The organism is Neobacillus sedimentimangrovi, from assembly GCF_010614825.1.
GTDB lineage: Bacteria > Bacillota > Bacilli > Bacillales > Cytobacillaceae > Neobacillus > Neobacillus thermocopriae.
Genome location: NZ_JAAFZF010000004.1, coordinates 61,065 through 78,236, shown reverse-complemented (window position 1 = coordinate 78,236; position 17,172 = coordinate 61,065). Strand labels below are relative to the sequence as shown.

The window sequence follows — 17,172 nt, the reverse complement described above, 5'->3', positions numbered from 1 at the left end:
CCCAAATATTGGGGCTTAATTAATTTTTCTTTAAATTTAGTACGAGTTCCTCGTCAGGTGTAACATAAACAGTTTGCTGATGATCATAAATGACAAATCCAGGTTTTGCACCACTTGGTTTTTTTACATGCCGGACTTTGGTGAAATCAACAGGAACAGAGCTAGAATGTCTGGCCTTGCTAAAATATGCAGCTAGTTTTGCTGCTTCTAGTATCGTTTCCTCCGATGGATTTTTACTGCGTATTACGACATGGGAACCTGGTATATCTTTCGTATGAAGCCAAATTTCATCTCTTGCGGCTAGCTTGTTAGTTAAATAATCATTTTGCTTATTATTTTTCCCGACAATAATCTCAGTTCCATCTGAAGATTGGAAGTAATCAAGCAAAGGTTTTGTGTTTTGAATCTTTCTTCCATTCCGCTTTTGCCGTTCTCGAAGATACCCTCCCTCGACAAGCTCCTCCCGAATCTCTTGTAAATCTTTCGGGGAAGCCGTTTGTACCTGATGAAGTAGATTATCAAAATAAGCAACTTCTTCTTGAGCTTTTTTGATTTGTTCTAAGGTGATAGTTACTGCGTTTTTAGCCTTCTGGTATTTAGAAAAATATTTTTGAGCATTTTCAGAAGGAGACTTTCTCGGATCCAATGGGATCACAACCATACCACCGGATTCATCATAATAGTCAAGTACTTCAATTTCCTTCATACCTTTTTTTACTGCGAATAGATTGGCTGTCAATAATTCTCCGTAATGTTTAAACTGATCTGCTTTTTCTGCTTCTTTTAATGTAGCCTCAAGCTTTTTGATTTTCTTTACATTTTTTTCTTTTTCATTAGTGATGAATCGTTCTATATCTTGACCTTGCTGTTTCACGCGGTCTCTCTCAGCTTTTTTGTAATAAAAGCGGTCTAGCATTTCACTAAGTGAGGTAAATTCCTTCACTTCACCTTTTAGATGCTCCAGAGGAAACAAGTAAAAGGCTTCTTTTCCATCATTAGTTATTATGGATGGTGACAGATCGCCAGTCTTAATTTTATTCACAAGTTTAATAAACGTTTTTGGTACCGTGGTTCGGTTTGCCAGACCACTTTGATATAGGACTTCCTTAGCAAAAATCGGTGAAACCCCTGCAAAATGATTAACTAACTGTTGATCCAACTTTTCGGCATTAAAATCAATTGATCGTAGTACATCCTCTTCATTTGCCAAGAAAGGATTTTTTTTATTTTGTTCTGGAGGGAAGACATACGGTTGACCAGGGAGTATTGCCCTATGAGTGTTAACCGCAAAAGAAATATGTTTAATACTGTCTAAAATAAGATTTCGTGTTTTATCAATTAAAATGATGTTGCTATGTCTGCCCATAATTTCAATGATTAGCTGTTTGTAGCTTACATCCCCAATTTCATTACGGCCCTTTATCTCAAAAATAATCATTCTGTCATTTCCAATTTGATAGAGATCTTCCAAAATAGAGCCTTCAATGTGCTTTCTAAGCAGCATACAAAACATTGGAGGTTCACTAGGATTTTCAAAAGATTCATTGGTTAGTTGAACTCGGGCATAGCTTGGGTGAGCCGATAACAACAGTTTGTGATTGGTTCCAGCTGCACGAATGGTCAAAATGATCTCATTTTTATATGGCTGATAAACTTTATTAATTCGACCGCCTTTTAATTGTTGTTTAAGCTCATCAGCCATCGATTTAGTAAATAATCCGTCAAATGACATGGAAAACATCCTTTTCTTCCAACATATTTTTCATTTTAAGTATACTCTAGGTGTGAATTTTATGCAGAATTTTTACATCCACCTTAGTATTTTATACCCCATAAAAATGATAATAGCATTTTTTTGGACGACCCTGAATAAGCTTTCTTAGAGTATGTCTGAATGATTAAAGGGGGAAGTGAGATGGTCGGATGAAGTTCCATGAGATGGAGATTAAACAAGTTGAAAAGGCTCTAGAAACCGACTTTTCGAGTGGATTGACACAGGAAGAAGTAGAAAAACGAATAAAACAATACGGATTGAATGAATTAGAGGAAGGTGAAAAACAGTCTGCCCTTCTCCTCTTTTTCAGTCAATTTAAAGATTTTATGGTTTTAGTTTTGCTAGCCGCCACATTGATATCCGGCTTGTTAGGAGAATATATTGATGCTATTGCTATCATTGCCATTGTAATCATTAATGGGTTTCTTGGTTTTTTTCAAGAACATCGTGCGGAAAAGTCACTTCAGGCTTTGAAAGAATTGTCCGCTCCGCAAGTAACTGTATTGCGTGAAGGACAATGGATGAAGATCCCTTCAAAGGAAATTGTCCTAGGCGATATAATGAAATTTGCTAGTGGAGATCGAATTGGTGCTGATGTAAGGATTATTGAATCAAAAAGCTTAGAGATTGAAGAATCGGCATTAACTGGTGAATCCGTGCCCGTTGCTAAACATACAGATCGTTTGACAATTCCTAATCCTGGGATTGGTGATATGGAAAATACTGCCTTTATGGGTACGATGGTTACTCGGGGAAGTGGTGTAGGTATTGTTATTGCGACAGGAATGAAAACAGCAATGGGTCAAATCGCTGGATTACTCCAAAGTGCTCAATCTCAGGAGACCCCACTACAGCGCCGCTTAGAGCAATTAGGGAAAATTTTAATAACAGTTGCATTGTTGTTAACCGTATTAGTGGTTGTTGTCGGTGTATTGAACGGTCATGATATTTATACAATGTTTTTAGCTGGTGTTTCACTTGCAGTAGCTGCAATACCGGAAGGACTCCCTGCCATAGTAACAGTGGCTCTTTCTCTGGGTGTTCAAAAAATGATTAAACAGAATGCAATTGTTCGTAAACTACCTGCAGTTGAAACGCTTGGTTGTGCTTCTGTTATTTGTTCTGACAAGACTGGAACGATGACACAAAACAAAATGACTGTTACCCACCTTTGGAGCGGTGGTCAAACTTGGACTGTTGATGGAGTGGGATATGAGCCGCGGGGCGATTTTTACCGAAATAACCAAAAAGTACAATTAAGCGATGAAAAAGCTTTACAGCAAATGCTCATATTCGGGATGCTTTGTAATCATTCTGAGTTAAAACGCAAGGATGATGAATATTTCCTAGATGGTGATCCAACGGAAGGGGCACTTTTAGTTAGTGCAATGAAGGCCGGTTTCCATCGTCCAAAACTTCTTGAAGATTTTACAATATTAAACGAATTTCCGTTCGATTCCGCTAGAAAAATGATGAGTATGCACGTTAAAGATAAGCACGGCCGGCATTTTATCGTTACAAAAGGAGCACCAGATGTTATTTTAGGCTTGAGTGAATCCATTCTATGGGATGGGCAAACTCGACTTTTAAATATGGAAACAAAAACGAAGGTACAGAACGCAATCGATCATCTTGCTTCACAAGCTCTTCGTACGATAGCCATTGCTTATAAACCAATTTCAGCTAATACCATAATTTTAAGTGAGAAAGAAGCAGAAAGTAAATTAACCTTTATTGGTATTCAAGGGATGATTGACCCTCCAAGACCAGAGGTTCAAGATGCTGTGAGAGAGTGTAAGGAAGCCGGAATAAAAACAGTAATGATAACCGGGGACCACGTGATTACGGCTAAAGCAATTGCCGCTCAGCTAGGAATTCTCTCAAAAAATAGCAAAGTCCTAGATGGGAAGACTCTATCACAAATGACTGTAAAAGATTTAGAAGACGTCGTCGAAGATGTATCTGTCTTTGCAAGGGTTTCGCCTGAACATAAGTTAAAAATCGTTAAAGCCTTACAAAACAAAGGTCATATCGTAGCGATGACCGGAGATGGTGTCAATGATGCACCTGCAATCAAAGCGGCCGATATCGGTGTTGCCATGGGGATTACTGGGACAGATGTTGCAAAGGAAGCTTCATCACTTGTTTTATTGGATGATAATTTTGCAACGATTAAAGCTGCTATTAAAGAAGGAAGAAATATATATGAAAATATTCGCAAGTTTGTCCGCTACCTATTGGCTTCTAACGTAGGAGAAATATTAGTAATGTTGTTTGCCATGATATTAAGCCTTCCATTGCCATTAGTTCCGATCCAAATACTCTGGGTAAATCTTGTCACAGATGGTCTGCCAGCAATGGCATTAGGATTGGACCGTCCGGAGGAAAATGTGATGAAACGCGGTCCGCGAAGTCCGAATGAAGGAGTTTTTTCCCGCGGTCTTGGATGGAAGGTCATTTCACGAGGGTTCTTAATCGGACTTGTCACCTTACTTGCTTTTATGCACATTTATCATAACGATCCTTCACAGCTGCAATATGCTCAAACTGTTGCTTTTGCAACACTGGTGATGGCACAATTGATTCATGTATTTGATTGCCGTAGTGAAAAATCGGTGTTATCAAGAAATCCATTTGGGAACCAATATCTTGTATGGGCAGTTATTTCGTCTTTATTAATGGTACTGGTTGTCATTTACTATCCACCACTTCAGCCTATTTTCCATACCCTCCCAATAGCTGCAAAAGACTGGTTATTGATAATTGGCTTGTCTTCTATACCAACTTTTTTACTGGCTGGCTCATTTTTATTAAGAAAAACAAAATAAATTGTGTTATAATCCAAAAGGTAATAGAATCCAATCTATTACCTTTTGGACTTTTATTATTCCAAGAATGGATGTGCTATAAGTTATGGTCATGAGTATGACAGGCTTTGGCAGGGGTAAAGCAGAATCTTCATTCTTTACTGTTAATGTAGAGGTGAAAACAGTAAATCATCGATTTTGTGAAATTAATATTCGTATGCCAAGACAGCTGTTAAAAATAGAAGATAAAATAAAAAAGAAACTCAACGAGCATATCCGCCGAGGAAGAGCGGAAGTATATATTAGTATTGAAGGGGAAGGAGCCATTACCCGCAAACTTCATGTGGATTGGAATCTAGTAGAGGATTATTTTCAATTCATTACCGAATTAAAAGAAAAATTTTCCATTAATGGTTCCGTCACATTAGCGGATATTTTAAACCGTCAGGATTTAATACATATTGAAGAGTGTGAATCAGGCAATGAAGAGCTCGAGGAATTGGTTCTTACAGCTGTAAATGATGCTGTTCTCAAATTAGTTGAGATGCGGAAACTTGAAGGGGAAGTATTAAAAAAAGAATTGCTCGATATTATTGCTCGCGTAGAAACACATTTAATGGAACTGCAAACCCATGCTCCAATGGTCGTGCAAATGTATAAAGACCGGGTAATCAAAAGAATGCAAGAGTTTGTAAATGGACAGTTGGATGAAACGCGAATATTAACTGAGGTGGCTATCTTTTCCGAAAAAGCTGATATTAATGAAGAAATTACAAGATTGAGAAGCCATATCGGGCAATTTATTCAAGCCTTAAATGAAAAGGATCCAATAGGTAGAAAACTCGACTTTCTTATTCAAGAAATGAACAGAGAAACCAATACAATTGGATCGAAAGCAAATGATTCAAATATTGCAAAAAAAGTAGTGGAAATTAAAAGTTTGCTTGAGAAACTGAAAGAACAGGTTCAAAATATAGAATAGTATTGGTTTATAAAAGGGATCACACGGTCAAACTAAACTATTGATGATTGGGTGAATGATCATGGCAATTAAATTAATCAATATTGGGTTTGGGAATATTGTTTCAGCAAATCGAATTATTTCAATTGTAAGCCCTGAATCTGCGCCGATCAAAAGAATCATTCAAGATGCCCGAGACAGGGGATCTTTAATAGATGCTACATATGGAAGGAGAACGCGCGCAGTTATTGTTATGGACAGCGATCATGTAATTTTATCCGCTGTGCAGCCGGAAACAGTCGCCCATCGGTTAACGGGCCGTGAGGAAACAAATGAGGAAGGGTAGGATTTTATAAATATGCAAGAAAAGGGATTATTAATTGTACTTTCTGGACCATCTGGGGTTGGGAAAGGAACGGTTCGAAAAGCCATTTTTTCACAACCAGATACTTCCTTTGAATACTCCATTTCAGTAACTACCCGTAAACCCCGAGAAGGTGAAGTAGATGGAGTAGATTATTTTTTTAAAACAAGAGAAGAGTTTGAAGAAATGATTGAACAGGGTAAATTATTGGAGTATGCTGAGTTTGTCGGAAACTATTATGGGACCCCTGTAGATTATGTTCAGGAAACATTGAATAAAGGTAAAGATGTATTTTTAGAGATTGAAGTAAAGGGTGCCCGTCAAGTCCGTGAGAAATTTCCGGAAGGGTTATTTATTTTCCTAATGCCTCCAAGTTTATCCGAATTAAAAAACCGGATTGTTACACGGGGGACTGAAACGGAGGATATTATCCATAATCGATTGCAAACAGCTCGCGAAGAAATTGAAATGATGGAACTTTACGATTATGTTGTTGAAAACGATCAGGTTGAGCTCGCCTGCGAACGAATTAAAGCCATTGTTAAAGCAGAGCATTGCCGCAGGGAAAGAGTTGAACATCGATATAAAAAGTTGTTGGAGGTTGAATAAAATGTTATATCCATCTATTGATTCACTTCTTGATAAAATTGATTCAAAATATTCACTTGTCTCAGTTGCCGCAAAGCGTGCCCGTGCCATGTCCCAAGCGGGTGATGAAAGACTGCCGAAATATGTTTCTCATAAATATGTAGGTAAAGCACTTGAAGAAATCTATAGTGGAGAACTTACTTACCGGATTGCTAATAAAGCAGAAACCTCAGCGGAATAAACAAGGCATGGACAAAAGGTCTGACAATTTGTGTCAGCCTTTTTATTTTTGTACATAAATCATGTCGGAAACAGGTGAAAATTCTAAGTGGTTCTAGCATAATAGAGAAAAGAACTGTATTAAAGATTCGGGGGAAGAAATCATGATGACCGATAAAAAAATATTATTATGTGTAACTGGCGGAATTGCCGTTTATAAGGCAGCTGCTCTAACAAGCAAGCTTGTTCAGGCAGGAGCCGATGTGAAAGTGATAATTAGTGAATCAGCGGCTAAATTTGTTACCCCGTTGACTTTTCAAGCTTTATCTCGAAATGAAGTATACATGGATACTTTTGATGAAAAAAATCCACAGATTATTGCCCATATTGACCTTGCAGATTGGGCAGATCTTATTCTCGTTGCTCCGGCAACAGCAAACACAATAGCCAAATTAGCAGGTGGAATTGCCGATAATATGATAACAACGACCTTGCTTGCAACAAGGGCTCCTGTTTGGATTGCCCCCGCCATGAATGTTCATATGTATGATCATCCTGCAGTGAAAAAGAATATATCCATTTTAGCGGAATATGGGTACCAATTTATTGAGCCTAGTGAAGGATATTTAGCATGCGGGTATGTAGGAAAAGGACGATTAGAAGAGCCGGAAAAAATCGTAGAGTTGATCCAGTCTTTCTTTGTAGCTAATTCAAAAAAACAATTAGATGGTAAAACCGTTTTGGTAACAGCAGGACCTACGAGAGAAAAAATTGACCCAGTTCGGTTTATTTCTAATCATTCGAGCGGAAAAATGGGCTATGCTCTTGCTGCGGAAGCAAAAAGACAAGGGGCAAATGTTATTTTAGTCTCTGGTCCAGTTGGGATCACACCGCCGGACGGTGTGGAGCTTATTAAGGTCGAAAGTGCGGAAGACATGTTTAACGCAGTAATGGAAAATTTTGAATCGGCCGATGTTATCATTAAGACTGCAGCTGTAGCTGATTATCGACCTAAATATGTCTATGACCAAAAGGTTAAAAAACAAGACGGGGATACGACGATTGAACTTGAAAGAACAAAAGATATCTTATTTGAACTTGGACAAAGAAAGAAAAATCAATTATTAGTTGGATTTGCCGCTGAAACAAATAATGTTGTAGATTATGCCAAGAAAAAACTGATTAAGAAAAATGCCGATATGATTATTGCTAATAATGTGAAGGTTGAAGGTGCCGGATTTGGAACAGATACCAACATTGTTACCATTGTTAAAAAAGACGGTTCCATCACTGAACTGCCACTAATGAGCAAGTCAGAAGTGGCAGAAAAAATTATTGAGGAAGTAAGTTTATTGCTTAAAGGTTTGGAGAAAAAATGAAGATTGCCAGTGTAATTGTTGACGTACCTGCAAAACAAACCGATAAAGCATTTGATTATCTGGTTCCAAAACAATGGGAAGATATGATTCAGCCAGGTATGAGAGTCATTGTTCCTTTTGGGCCAAGAAAGATTCAAGGATTTGTGATAGAGGTAAAATCCACTTCTGAGGTAAAGAAACTAAGAGAATTGGTTGAGCCGATGGACCTTGAGCCAGTACTCAATGATGAATTATTAAAGCTTGGTGATTGGCTAGCTGAAAATACCCTTAGTTTTAAAATTTTTGCCTTCCAAGTAATGCTGCCTGCAGCGTTAAAAGCGAAATATGAGAAAAAAGTAAAACTGGCTGAAGGTGTCGATCTTTCGGATTTGCCATTGAAACTTCATCCGTATTTTAAAAATGGTGGAATGTTAGATTGGGATGACGCAATAAAAAACGGAATTGTACCTCATCTCCAAAGAGAAGCGGCAAAAGGGTTATTAGAAGTCGTTTATCTTGTAAAAGAACGAGTCAAGAAAAAACAAATGAAGTTTATCACTCCCCTTGTCAGTAAGGAAGACTTATTGGCTGAAATCCAACGTCTTCCTGCTAATGCTCAAAAACAAAAACAAGTACTTGAGTATTTTATCAGCCATCATCATGAGGTTGAGATGCAGAAGCTAAGTGCAGAATTAAATGTTTCTTTATCAACCATAAAAGCACTTGCCACCAAAAATCTATTAGTAGAAACAGAAAAGGAGACATACAGGGATCCGTTTAAAGATCGTCATTTTGAAAGAACGGGACCCCTTCCATTAACAGAGGCTCAGAAAAAGGCCATAACCCCTATTTTACATGCCATTCAACACCGTGAGCATGAAGTATTTTTACTATATGGTGTGACAGGGAGTGGCAAAACAGAAATATACTTACAATCGATTCAAGAAGTCATTAATAACGGAAAAGAGGCTATTGTTTTAGTCCCTGAAATCTCACTTACGCCGCAAATGGTAAACCGATTTAAAGGAAGATTCGGAGACATGGTTGCTGTTTTGCACAGCGGTTTGTCAGCAGGGGAAAAATATGATGAGTGGAGAAAGATCCAGCGGAAAGAAGTCAAAGTAGTTGTTGGTGCGAGGTCTGCCATATTTGCTCCTTTTGAAAATATTGGTATCATCATCATTGATGAAGAGCATGAAACAAGTTATAAGCAAGAGGAAATGCCGCGCTATCATGCTAGGGATGTTGCCATCAAAAGGGCTCAAACCTATAACTGCCCTGTTGTTTTGGGGAGTGCCACCCCATCCTTAGAGTCATTTGCTAGGGCGAAAAAAAAGGTATACCAGTTATTATCCCTGCCAGTTCGTATGAATAATAAAGCATTGCCGACAGTTGAAATTGTTGATATGCGGGAAGAACTACGAGCAGGAAACCGTTCCATGTTTTCTAGAAAGCTTTTTGAATTATTGAAAGATCGGTTAGAAAAAAAGCAGCAATCGGTATTATTTTTAAATAAACGAGGGCATTCATCGTTTGTTATGTGTCGGGATTGCGGATATGTAGTTAATTGTCCGAAGTGTGATATATCACTTACGTATCATCGTGCAGGTGTGCAGATGAAGTGTCATTATTGTGGTTATGAAAGTGTTGTGCCAAGGGCTTGCCCTGAATGCAATAGTGAATATATTCGCTTCTTTGGGACAGGGACACAAAAAGTGGAGGAGGAATTAGGAAAAATTCTTCCAGAGGCAAAAGTCATTCGGATGGATGTGGATACCACGAGTAGAAAAGGCTCACATGAAAGATTGTTAAAGGAGTTTCAAGACGGAAAAGCTGATATATTATTAGGAACACAGATGATAGCGAAAGGACTTGATTTTCCAAATATAACATTGGTTGGGGTGCTGTCAGCTGATACAATGCTTCATTTGCCCGATTTTCGTTCTTCTGAAAAAACATTTCAATTGTTGACTCAGGTCAGTGGGCGAGCCGGCCGCCATCAGTTGCCTGGTGAAGTAATCATACAAACCTATACACCTGAACATTACAGTATCCAGTTGGCTGGGCAACAGGATTACACCCAATTCTTTCAACAGGAAATGATGGTGAGAAGGGCACACCATTACCCGCCATATTATTTTCTCACTTTAATAACTGTTAGTCATGAACAACTGTTAACCGCTGTATCGACAACTGAGAAAATAGTGAGATATGTTCGATCACAGTTATCTAGTGAAGCAGTTGTTTTGGGACCTTCTGTATCGCCGATTGCAAAGATTAATAATAGATATCGATATCAATGTCTGATAAAATACAAGCGGGAACCGAACCTTACAAAAACGTTAAAAATGATACTGGATCAGTATCAAAAGGAAGCGACAAAAGATGGGCTTCTAGTATCCGTGGATGTGAATCCGTTTATCTTAATGTAAATTAGTGAAAAATGAATAGTATATATGTTTTTTTTATGAGATGGAGGAACCAAATTGGCTGTTAGAAAAATTGTACATTATCCAGCAGAGATTCTTGAAAAGAAATGTAAAGAAGTGGAAGTTTTTGACAAAAAACTTGCCAGATTACTTGATGATATGTATGACACGATGATTGAACATGATGGAGTAGGTCTTGCAGCCCCTCAAATTGGACTAGATCTAAGAGTGGCGATTGTAGATATTGATGATGATTCAGGCACAATCGAAATGATTAATCCCCAGATTTTAAAACAGGAGGGTGAACAAACAGGGCCAGAGGGCTGTCTAAGCTTTCCTGGTTTATATGGGGAAGTCACAAGACCAAACTATGTGATGATTGAAGCATTTGATCGTAAAGGAAGAAAATATAGATTAGAGGCTGAGGGATTCCTTGCAAGAGCGATTCAGCATGAAATAGATCATTTGGACGGAATTTTATTTACATCAAAGGTTACGAGATACTATGAGGAAGATGAGTTAAAAGGAGAAGAGGAGTAAATGACGAAAATTGTTTTTATGGGTACACCTGATTTCTCTGTACCAATTTTAAGACAAGTCATTGCTGATGGCTATGAAGTAATCGGGGTAGTTACCCAGCCAGATCGCCCTGTGGGGAGAAAAAAAGTATTAACACCTCCACCGGTTAAAGTGGAAGCCTTGAAGCATGGCATCCCTGTTTTTCAACCTGAAAAAATTCGAAATCCAGAGGAACTTAGCAAAATCCTAGAATTAAAGCCGGATTTAATTGTCACTGCTGCATTTGGACAAATTTTACCAAAAGAATTACTAGAAGCACCAAAATATGGATGTATTAATGTTCATGCATCTCTTCTTCCAGAACTTCGAGGTGGTGCACCGATACATTATGCAATTTTGCAAGGGAAAAAGAAAACTGGTATTACAATCATGTATATGGTGGAGAAACTCGATGCTGGGGATATGTTAACAAAAGTGGAAGTTCCGATCACCGAAGAGGATACTGTAGGGACACTGCATGATAAGCTAAGTATTGCTGGAGCAAAGCTTCTATCAGAAACATTACCTTTATTAATAGAAGGGAAACTTAAAGCAACTCCGCAAAATGATTCTGAAGCTACCTTTGCCCCTAATATTAAACGCGAACAGGAAAAAATCAATTGGTCCAAAACCGGTACAGAAATTTATAACCAAATTCGAGGGTTAAATCCATGGCCAGTTGCATTTACAACCTTGAATGGCCAAGTAATCAAAATTTGGAAGGCTGAAAAAGTCATTGTTTCCAAATCTCATGAATCTGGATCGATCATTAATATTGAACATGATGGAATTACGGTTAGTAGTGGAGATGGGGTAGCCATCAAAATTTTAGAACTCCAGCCTTCTGGTAAAACCAAAATGAGTAGTGAACAATTCTTAAGAGGAGCAGGCTCAAAATTATCAATAGGAATGAAACTAGGAGACTAACATGACCACAACGAAAGCAAAAAATGTACGTGAAACCGCATTAGAACTCCTGATTACAATTGAAAAAAATCAATCCTACAGTAATTTGCTGTTAAATCATGCAATTAAGAAAAACGAAATTCCACAAAAAGATGTGGGATTATTAACAGAATTAATTTATGGAACATTACAACGAAGAAAGGCTTTAGACTTTTATTTAAAGCCTTTTCTCAAAAATAGTAAAAAAATAGAAAATTGGGTTCTCCACTTACTTAGGCTGACACTTTATCAAATGGTCTACCTTGATAAAATACCTGACAGAGCAGCAATTCATGAAGCGGTAGAAATTGCAAAAAAACGCGGACATAAGGGAATTGCTGGTTTAGTAAATGGGGTATTAAGAAATCTGCAACGCAATGGTCTACCATCATTGGACCAGTTGAGTGACCCTATTGAAAAACTAGCCATTGAAACGAGTCATCCAGAATGGTTAGTAAAAAGATGGGTCGATCAATTTGGGTTTGAAAAAACAAAAGCCATGTGTGAGGTCAATCTGACTGCCCCTCTGCAAACAGCAAGAGTCAATTTAACGAAAATTTCACGCGATGAATGCGTGACACTTCTTGAAAAGGAAGGTTTCCAAATTGAGAAAAGTCCTGTTATCCCTGAGGCAATTAAGGTTTTAAAAGGGAATTTAGCGTCTTCTAAAGCATTCAAGGAAGGTCTTTTAACAATACAGGACGAAAGCTCTATGTTAGTGGCCCATGCTCTTGGCATTGAACAAAACGAATTGATTTTAGATGCTTGTGCAGCCCCTGGAGGAAAAACAACTCATATTGCTGAAATGCTTAACAATACTGGGGAAGTTATATCTCTTGATCTTCATGAACACAAAGTAAAATTAATCAATGAAAATGCCTCTCGTTTAGGACTGAGTAATGTAAAACCGATAGTAATGGACTCTAGACAGGCAGTTTGTCATTTTAAAAAGGAATCTTTTGATAAAGTGTTGCTTGATGCTCCATGTTCAGGGCTTGGGGTCATGAGAAGAAAACCGGATATGAAGTATACGAAGAAGGAACAAGATGTGTTTCAGTTAAGTCATATTCAGCAGGATCTTTTAAGTGCTGTAGCGCCTCTTGTTAAAAAAGGAGGTACTCTTGTCTATAGCACATGTACAATAGATAAAGAGGAAAATGAACAAAATGTACTGCGATTTTTACAGGACCATCCAGAATTTGAAGGTGATCACTCTTTTAAAAAGCGGATGCCTGAGGCGGTACAGCCGCTTATTAATGGATATGATTTGCAAATCTTCCCTCAGGACTTTGGCTCAGACGGATTTTATATAGCAGTATTAAAAAGGAAGGTGTAAAGTTTGGAACAATCAATGACAACCGGGACGAATACAGCATTGGAAAAAAAGAAATCTATTTACTCCCTTGAATTACACGAATTAAAAGAGTGGCTTAAAGAACAAGGGGAAAAGCCATTTCGCGTTGATCAAATCTTTGACTGGCTTTATAAAAAAAGAGTAGGCTCTTTCGAAGAGATGAGCAATTTATCTAAAAGCTTGAGAGAGAAGCTTGCGGCTCATTTTCAAATTACCACATTAAATACGGTCGTTCAGCAATCATCTTCCGATGGCACGATAAAATTCTTGTTTGAGCTACAAGATGGTTATTCCATTGAAACGGTTCTTATGCGTCATGATTATGGAAACTCTGTATGTGTCACTACACAGGTTGGCTGCCGAATTGGATGTACATTTTGTGCCTCAACACTTGGAGGATTAAAACGCCATTTGGAAGCAGGGGAAATCGTGGCACAAGTTGTAAAAGTCCAAAAGGCGCTGGATGAAACAAATGAACGGGTAAGTTCTGTAGTCATCATGGGAATTGGTGAACCTTTTGATAATTATGATAACATGCTTTCGTTTTTAAAAATTATTAACCATGATAAAGGACTTAATATCGGTGCCCGTCATATTACAGTTTCTACAAGTGGTATTATTCCAAAAATTTATCAATTTGCAGACGAAAATATGCAAATTAATTTTGCAATTTCCTTACATGCACCGAACACAGAACTCAGAACTAGATTAATGCCAATCAATAAAGCATATAAACTAGATGACTTAATGAAAGCTGTAAGGTATTATATCGATAAGACTGGACGTCGTGTTAGCTTTGAATATGGACTCTTTGGTGGCGTTAATGATTCAGTAGCACATGCGGAGGAATTAGCTGATCTAATCAAGGGGCTAAAATGCCATGTAAATCTTATTCCGGTTAACTATGTACCGGAAAGGGATTATGTACGAACACCAAGAGATCAAATTTTTGCTTTTGAAAAGACACTTAAAAAACGCGGGATTAATGTAACTATTCGCCGTGAGCACGGTCATGATATCGATGCAGCTTGTGGACAGCTTCGTGCAAAGGAGCGAAAAGAGGAGACGATGTAATAGTATGAAAGCGGTATATCAAACAGACCGAGGGAAAGTTCGCGCTCATAATGAAGATGCAGGGGGCTTCTTTCTAAATCAAGATGGAAGCCTATTGGCTGTTGTTGCAGATGGAATGGGCGGTCATCGTGCAGGAGATGTCGCCAGTGAAATGTGTGTATCTAAGTTAAAAAAAGAATGGGAAGCCTCAACTGGTATCAAGACGGCCGATGATGCTGAAAAATGGTTAAAAGCTCAAGTAACGGCAGTAAATGAACTATTGTTTGATCATTCTAAATCACATGTGGAATGTGAAGGTATGGGAACGACACTTGTCGCAGCCATTACAACCAATCATTTTGCAACGATTGTGAATATCGGTGACAGTCGTGGGTATTTACTAAATGAATCAGGGTTCAAACAAATCACGGAAGACCATTCCTTAGTCAATGAATTAGTTCGAAGTGGACAAATTTCTAGAGAGGATGCAGAAAATCATCCGCGAAAAAATGTATTACTCCGTGCTTTAGGAACGGAAAAAACAGTGGAAATGGATATTAAAACCGTTATTTTTGAAGAAGGAGATATCCTTTTATTATGTTCAGACGGACTTTCTAATAAAGTTCCTGAAGAAGAGTTGAAAGAGATTTTATTAAAAGAAGAGGGGCTTGAACAAAGGGCAGAGACATTGATCTCACTCGCAAATGAAAATGGTGGAGAAGATAACATTACTTTGACTATTGTAGAGTTTTCTAAGCCCAGTGAGGGTGGTAATGAATGATGATTGGAAAAAGATTAAGTGGCCGCTATAAAATAATAGATATGATCGGCGGCGGTGGGATGGCCAATGTCTACTTAGCCCATGATATGATCCTTGATCGTGATGTTGCTGTCAAAATGCTGCGCATGGACTTTGCTAATGATGAAGAATTTATTAGAAGGTTTCGAAGAGAGGCTCAGTCGGCAACAAGTCTTGCCCACCCTAATATCGTTAATATTTATGATGTTGGTGAAGAAAACGATCTTTACTATATTGTCATGGAATATGTTGATGGACAAACATTGAAACAATACATACAACAAAATTCACCTCTCAGGGTGGAAAAGGCACTTGAGATCATGAAGGAGCTTGCCTCCGCCATTTCACATGCTCACCAAAATCAAATTATTCACCGTGATATTAAACCGCAGAACATTCTCATTGATCATAATGGGAATGTGAAAATTACTGATTTTGGTATCGCCATGGCTCTAAGTGCAACAACCATTACTCAAACGAATTCAGTTTTAGGTTCCGTTCATTACCTTTCTCCGGAGCAGGCCAGAGGAGGTATGGCTACTCGAAAATCGGATATTTATTCCCTTGGGATTGTGATGTTTGAGTTACTAACCGGCAGGCTTCCATTTTCAGGTGAATCTGCGGTTTCTATTGCGCTAAAACATCTTCAATCGGAAACACCTTCTGTTAGAAGATGGAATCCCAATATACCACAAAGTGTAGAGAACATCGTTTTAAAAGCAACCGCAAAAGATCCATTCCATCGCTACAATAGCGTGGAAGAAATGGAAGAAGATTTATCAACAGCTCTTGACCCGGAGAGAATCAATGAACCAAAGTTTGTGATCCCTGTAGATGATGAAGCAACAAAGGCTATACCGGTTATTACAGATGACAAACCATTAAAAAATCTTGATCAAACTATTGTACACAGTAGTGAAAAAATAAGTGATTCACCTGAAAATAATGAGAAAAAAGAAAAAAGTGTCAAGAAAAAAAGAAAAAAATGGCCCATTGTTTTGGCATCTATATTTTTAATTGTGCTAATAGGCCTCTCTGCACTGTTATTACCTGAATTCTTCTCAGCAAAAGAAATTAAAATTCCTGATGTTTCAGGGATGAATGAAGGAGACGCGGTCTCAAAGTTAAAACTTGAAGGTCTAGACGTTGGTAAAAAAATAGAAATAAACGATGAGAATATTGATAAAGGCCTGGTTATTAAAACCGATCCTAAAGCCGGTACAACCGTGAAGGAAAATGCGAAGATTACCCTTTATATTAGTTTAGGAAAAGAAGAATTCGAACTATCCGATTATACAGGGCAACAATATGAGGATGTACTTCGTATATTAGAAAAGGAAAACTTCAAGAATATAGAAGTTACGGAGATCCATGATGAGAGTGCGCCTGGAACGATAATAAGTCAAAGTCCTTCCCCAGGGGAAAAGGTAATTCCGGAAGAAACGGATTTAGAATTTGAGGTTAGTAAAGGGCCGGAAAAAATTATTCTTAGGGACTTGACTCAATACAATTTAAAGGGTGCTCAAGACTATGCTTTTTCGGAGGGATTAGAATTATCTGTATCGCAAGAGGTATATCATGATACCATCCCACAAGGCATGATTATTTCTCAATCGCCTGAACCGGGGACAGAACTAAATAAGGGTGACAAGGTAACAGTCGTGATATCAAAGGGAAAAGAAGAAAAACCACCTAAAGAAATTACGAAAGAAATAACGATTGATTACGAGCCACCTGTACCTGGTGAACCGGGACAACAGCAAGAGGTTATTATTTATATCGACGATTTGAATCACAGTATGACGGAACCGGCAGAAACATTTTTTATAACAGAAACAACAAGAAAACAAATTAAGCTGATAATTCCTTATGGAAAGAAAGCCGGATACAAGGTGATTAGAGATTCCAAAGTAATTGCGGAAGAAGTCATTAATTATGATGATACGGAGTAAACCTTTATGCG

General features: G+C 38.1%; 14 protein-coding genes. 13 read left to right on the top strand and 1 reads right to left on the bottom strand.

Translation table 11 applies throughout. From position 1 onward, the window contains the following. Positions 1 to 19: 19 nt before the first annotated feature. Positions 20 to 1,732 carry an Rqc2 family fibronectin-binding protein gene (locus GZA11_RS03255; protein WP_163182856.1) on the bottom strand — a complete coding sequence of 571 codons (1,713 nt, stop codon included), beginning with the start codon at positions 1,730 to 1,732 and terminating at the stop codon, positions 20 to 22. Positions 1,733 to 1,923: 191 nt separating this feature from the next. On the opposite strand from GZA11_RS03255, the gene GZA11_RS03250 reads away from it, so the two are divergent. From GZA11_RS03250 to pknB, 13 genes are all read left to right on the top strand, one after another. Continuing rightward, a complete protein-coding gene (locus tag GZA11_RS03250) occupies positions 1,924 to 4,602 on the top strand; it encodes a calcium-translocating P-type ATPase, SERCA-type (protein ID WP_163182854.1) in 2,679 nt (892 codons plus the stop codon). 85 nt (positions 4,603 to 4,687) lie between these two features. Further along, positions 4,688 to 5,563, top strand: a complete 876-nt coding sequence (locus GZA11_RS03245; RefSeq protein ID WP_038540983.1) for a YicC/YloC family endoribonuclease — start codon at positions 4,688 to 4,690, stop codon at positions 5,561 to 5,563. 61 nt (positions 5,564 to 5,624) lie between these two features. Continuing rightward, the gene (remA, locus tag GZA11_RS03240; protein ID WP_038540987.1) at positions 5,625 to 5,888 is read left to right on the top strand and encodes an extracellular matrix/biofilm regulator RemA; all 264 of its coding nucleotides are present in this window, start codon (positions 5,625 to 5,627) and stop codon (positions 5,886 to 5,888) included. Between the two features lie 12 nt (positions 5,889 to 5,900). Then, positions 5,901 to 6,515, top strand: a complete 615-nt coding sequence (gmk, locus tag GZA11_RS03235) for a guanylate kinase (RefSeq protein WP_038540990.1) — start codon at positions 5,901 to 5,903, stop codon at positions 6,513 to 6,515. A gap of 1 nt (position 6,516) precedes the next feature. Then, a complete protein-coding gene (gene rpoZ / locus GZA11_RS03230) occupies positions 6,517 to 6,735 on the top strand; it encodes a DNA-directed RNA polymerase subunit omega (protein WP_038540992.1) in 219 nt (72 codons plus the stop codon). Between the two features lie 142 nt (positions 6,736 to 6,877). Further along, positions 6,878 to 8,092, top strand: coding sequence for a bifunctional phosphopantothenoylcysteine decarboxylase/phosphopantothenate--cysteine ligase CoaBC (gene coaBC / locus GZA11_RS03225; protein WP_038540995.1), 1,215 nt, complete (start codon positions 6,878 to 6,880; stop codon positions 8,090 to 8,092). After that, positions 8,089 to 10,503, top strand: coding sequence for a primosomal protein N' (priA, locus tag GZA11_RS03220; protein WP_163182852.1), 2,415 nt, complete (start codon positions 8,089 to 8,091; stop codon positions 10,501 to 10,503). The genes coaBC and priA overlap by 4 nt, the downstream gene beginning before the upstream one ends. Before the next feature lie 54 nt (positions 10,504 to 10,557). Next, a complete protein-coding gene (gene def, locus GZA11_RS03215) occupies positions 10,558 to 11,040 on the top strand; it encodes a peptide deformylase (RefSeq protein ID WP_163182851.1) in 483 nt (160 codons plus the stop codon). After that, complete coding sequence (gene fmt / locus GZA11_RS03210; protein WP_163182848.1) at positions 11,041 to 11,985, top strand: methionyl-tRNA formyltransferase; 945 nt, start codon at positions 11,041 to 11,043, stop codon at positions 11,983 to 11,985. A 1-nt stretch (position 11,986) separates the two neighbouring features. Then, positions 11,987 to 13,339, top strand: coding sequence for a 16S rRNA (cytosine(967)-C(5))-methyltransferase RsmB (rsmB, locus tag GZA11_RS03205; protein WP_163182846.1), 1,353 nt, complete (start codon positions 11,987 to 11,989; stop codon positions 13,337 to 13,339). A gap of 15 nt (positions 13,340 to 13,354) precedes the next feature. Further along, the gene (gene rlmN, locus GZA11_RS03200; RefSeq protein WP_163182884.1) at positions 13,355 to 14,431 is read left to right on the top strand and encodes a 23S rRNA (adenine(2503)-C(2))-methyltransferase RlmN; all 1,077 of its coding nucleotides are present in this window, start codon (positions 13,355 to 13,357) and stop codon (positions 14,429 to 14,431) included. Positions 14,432 to 14,435: 4 nt separating this feature from the next. After that, positions 14,436 to 15,191, top strand: a complete 756-nt coding sequence (locus GZA11_RS03195) for a Stp1/IreP family PP2C-type Ser/Thr phosphatase (protein ID WP_163182845.1) — start codon at positions 14,436 to 14,438, stop codon at positions 15,189 to 15,191. Continuing rightward, positions 15,188 to 17,161 (top strand): Stk1 family PASTA domain-containing Ser/Thr kinase, encoded by a 1,974-nt coding sequence (gene pknB, locus GZA11_RS03190; RefSeq protein ID WP_038541013.1) that lies wholly within the window; start codon positions 15,188 to 15,190, stop codon positions 17,159 to 17,161. The genes GZA11_RS03195 and pknB overlap by 4 nt, the downstream gene beginning before the upstream one ends. Positions 17,162 to 17,172: the final 11 nt, after the last annotated feature.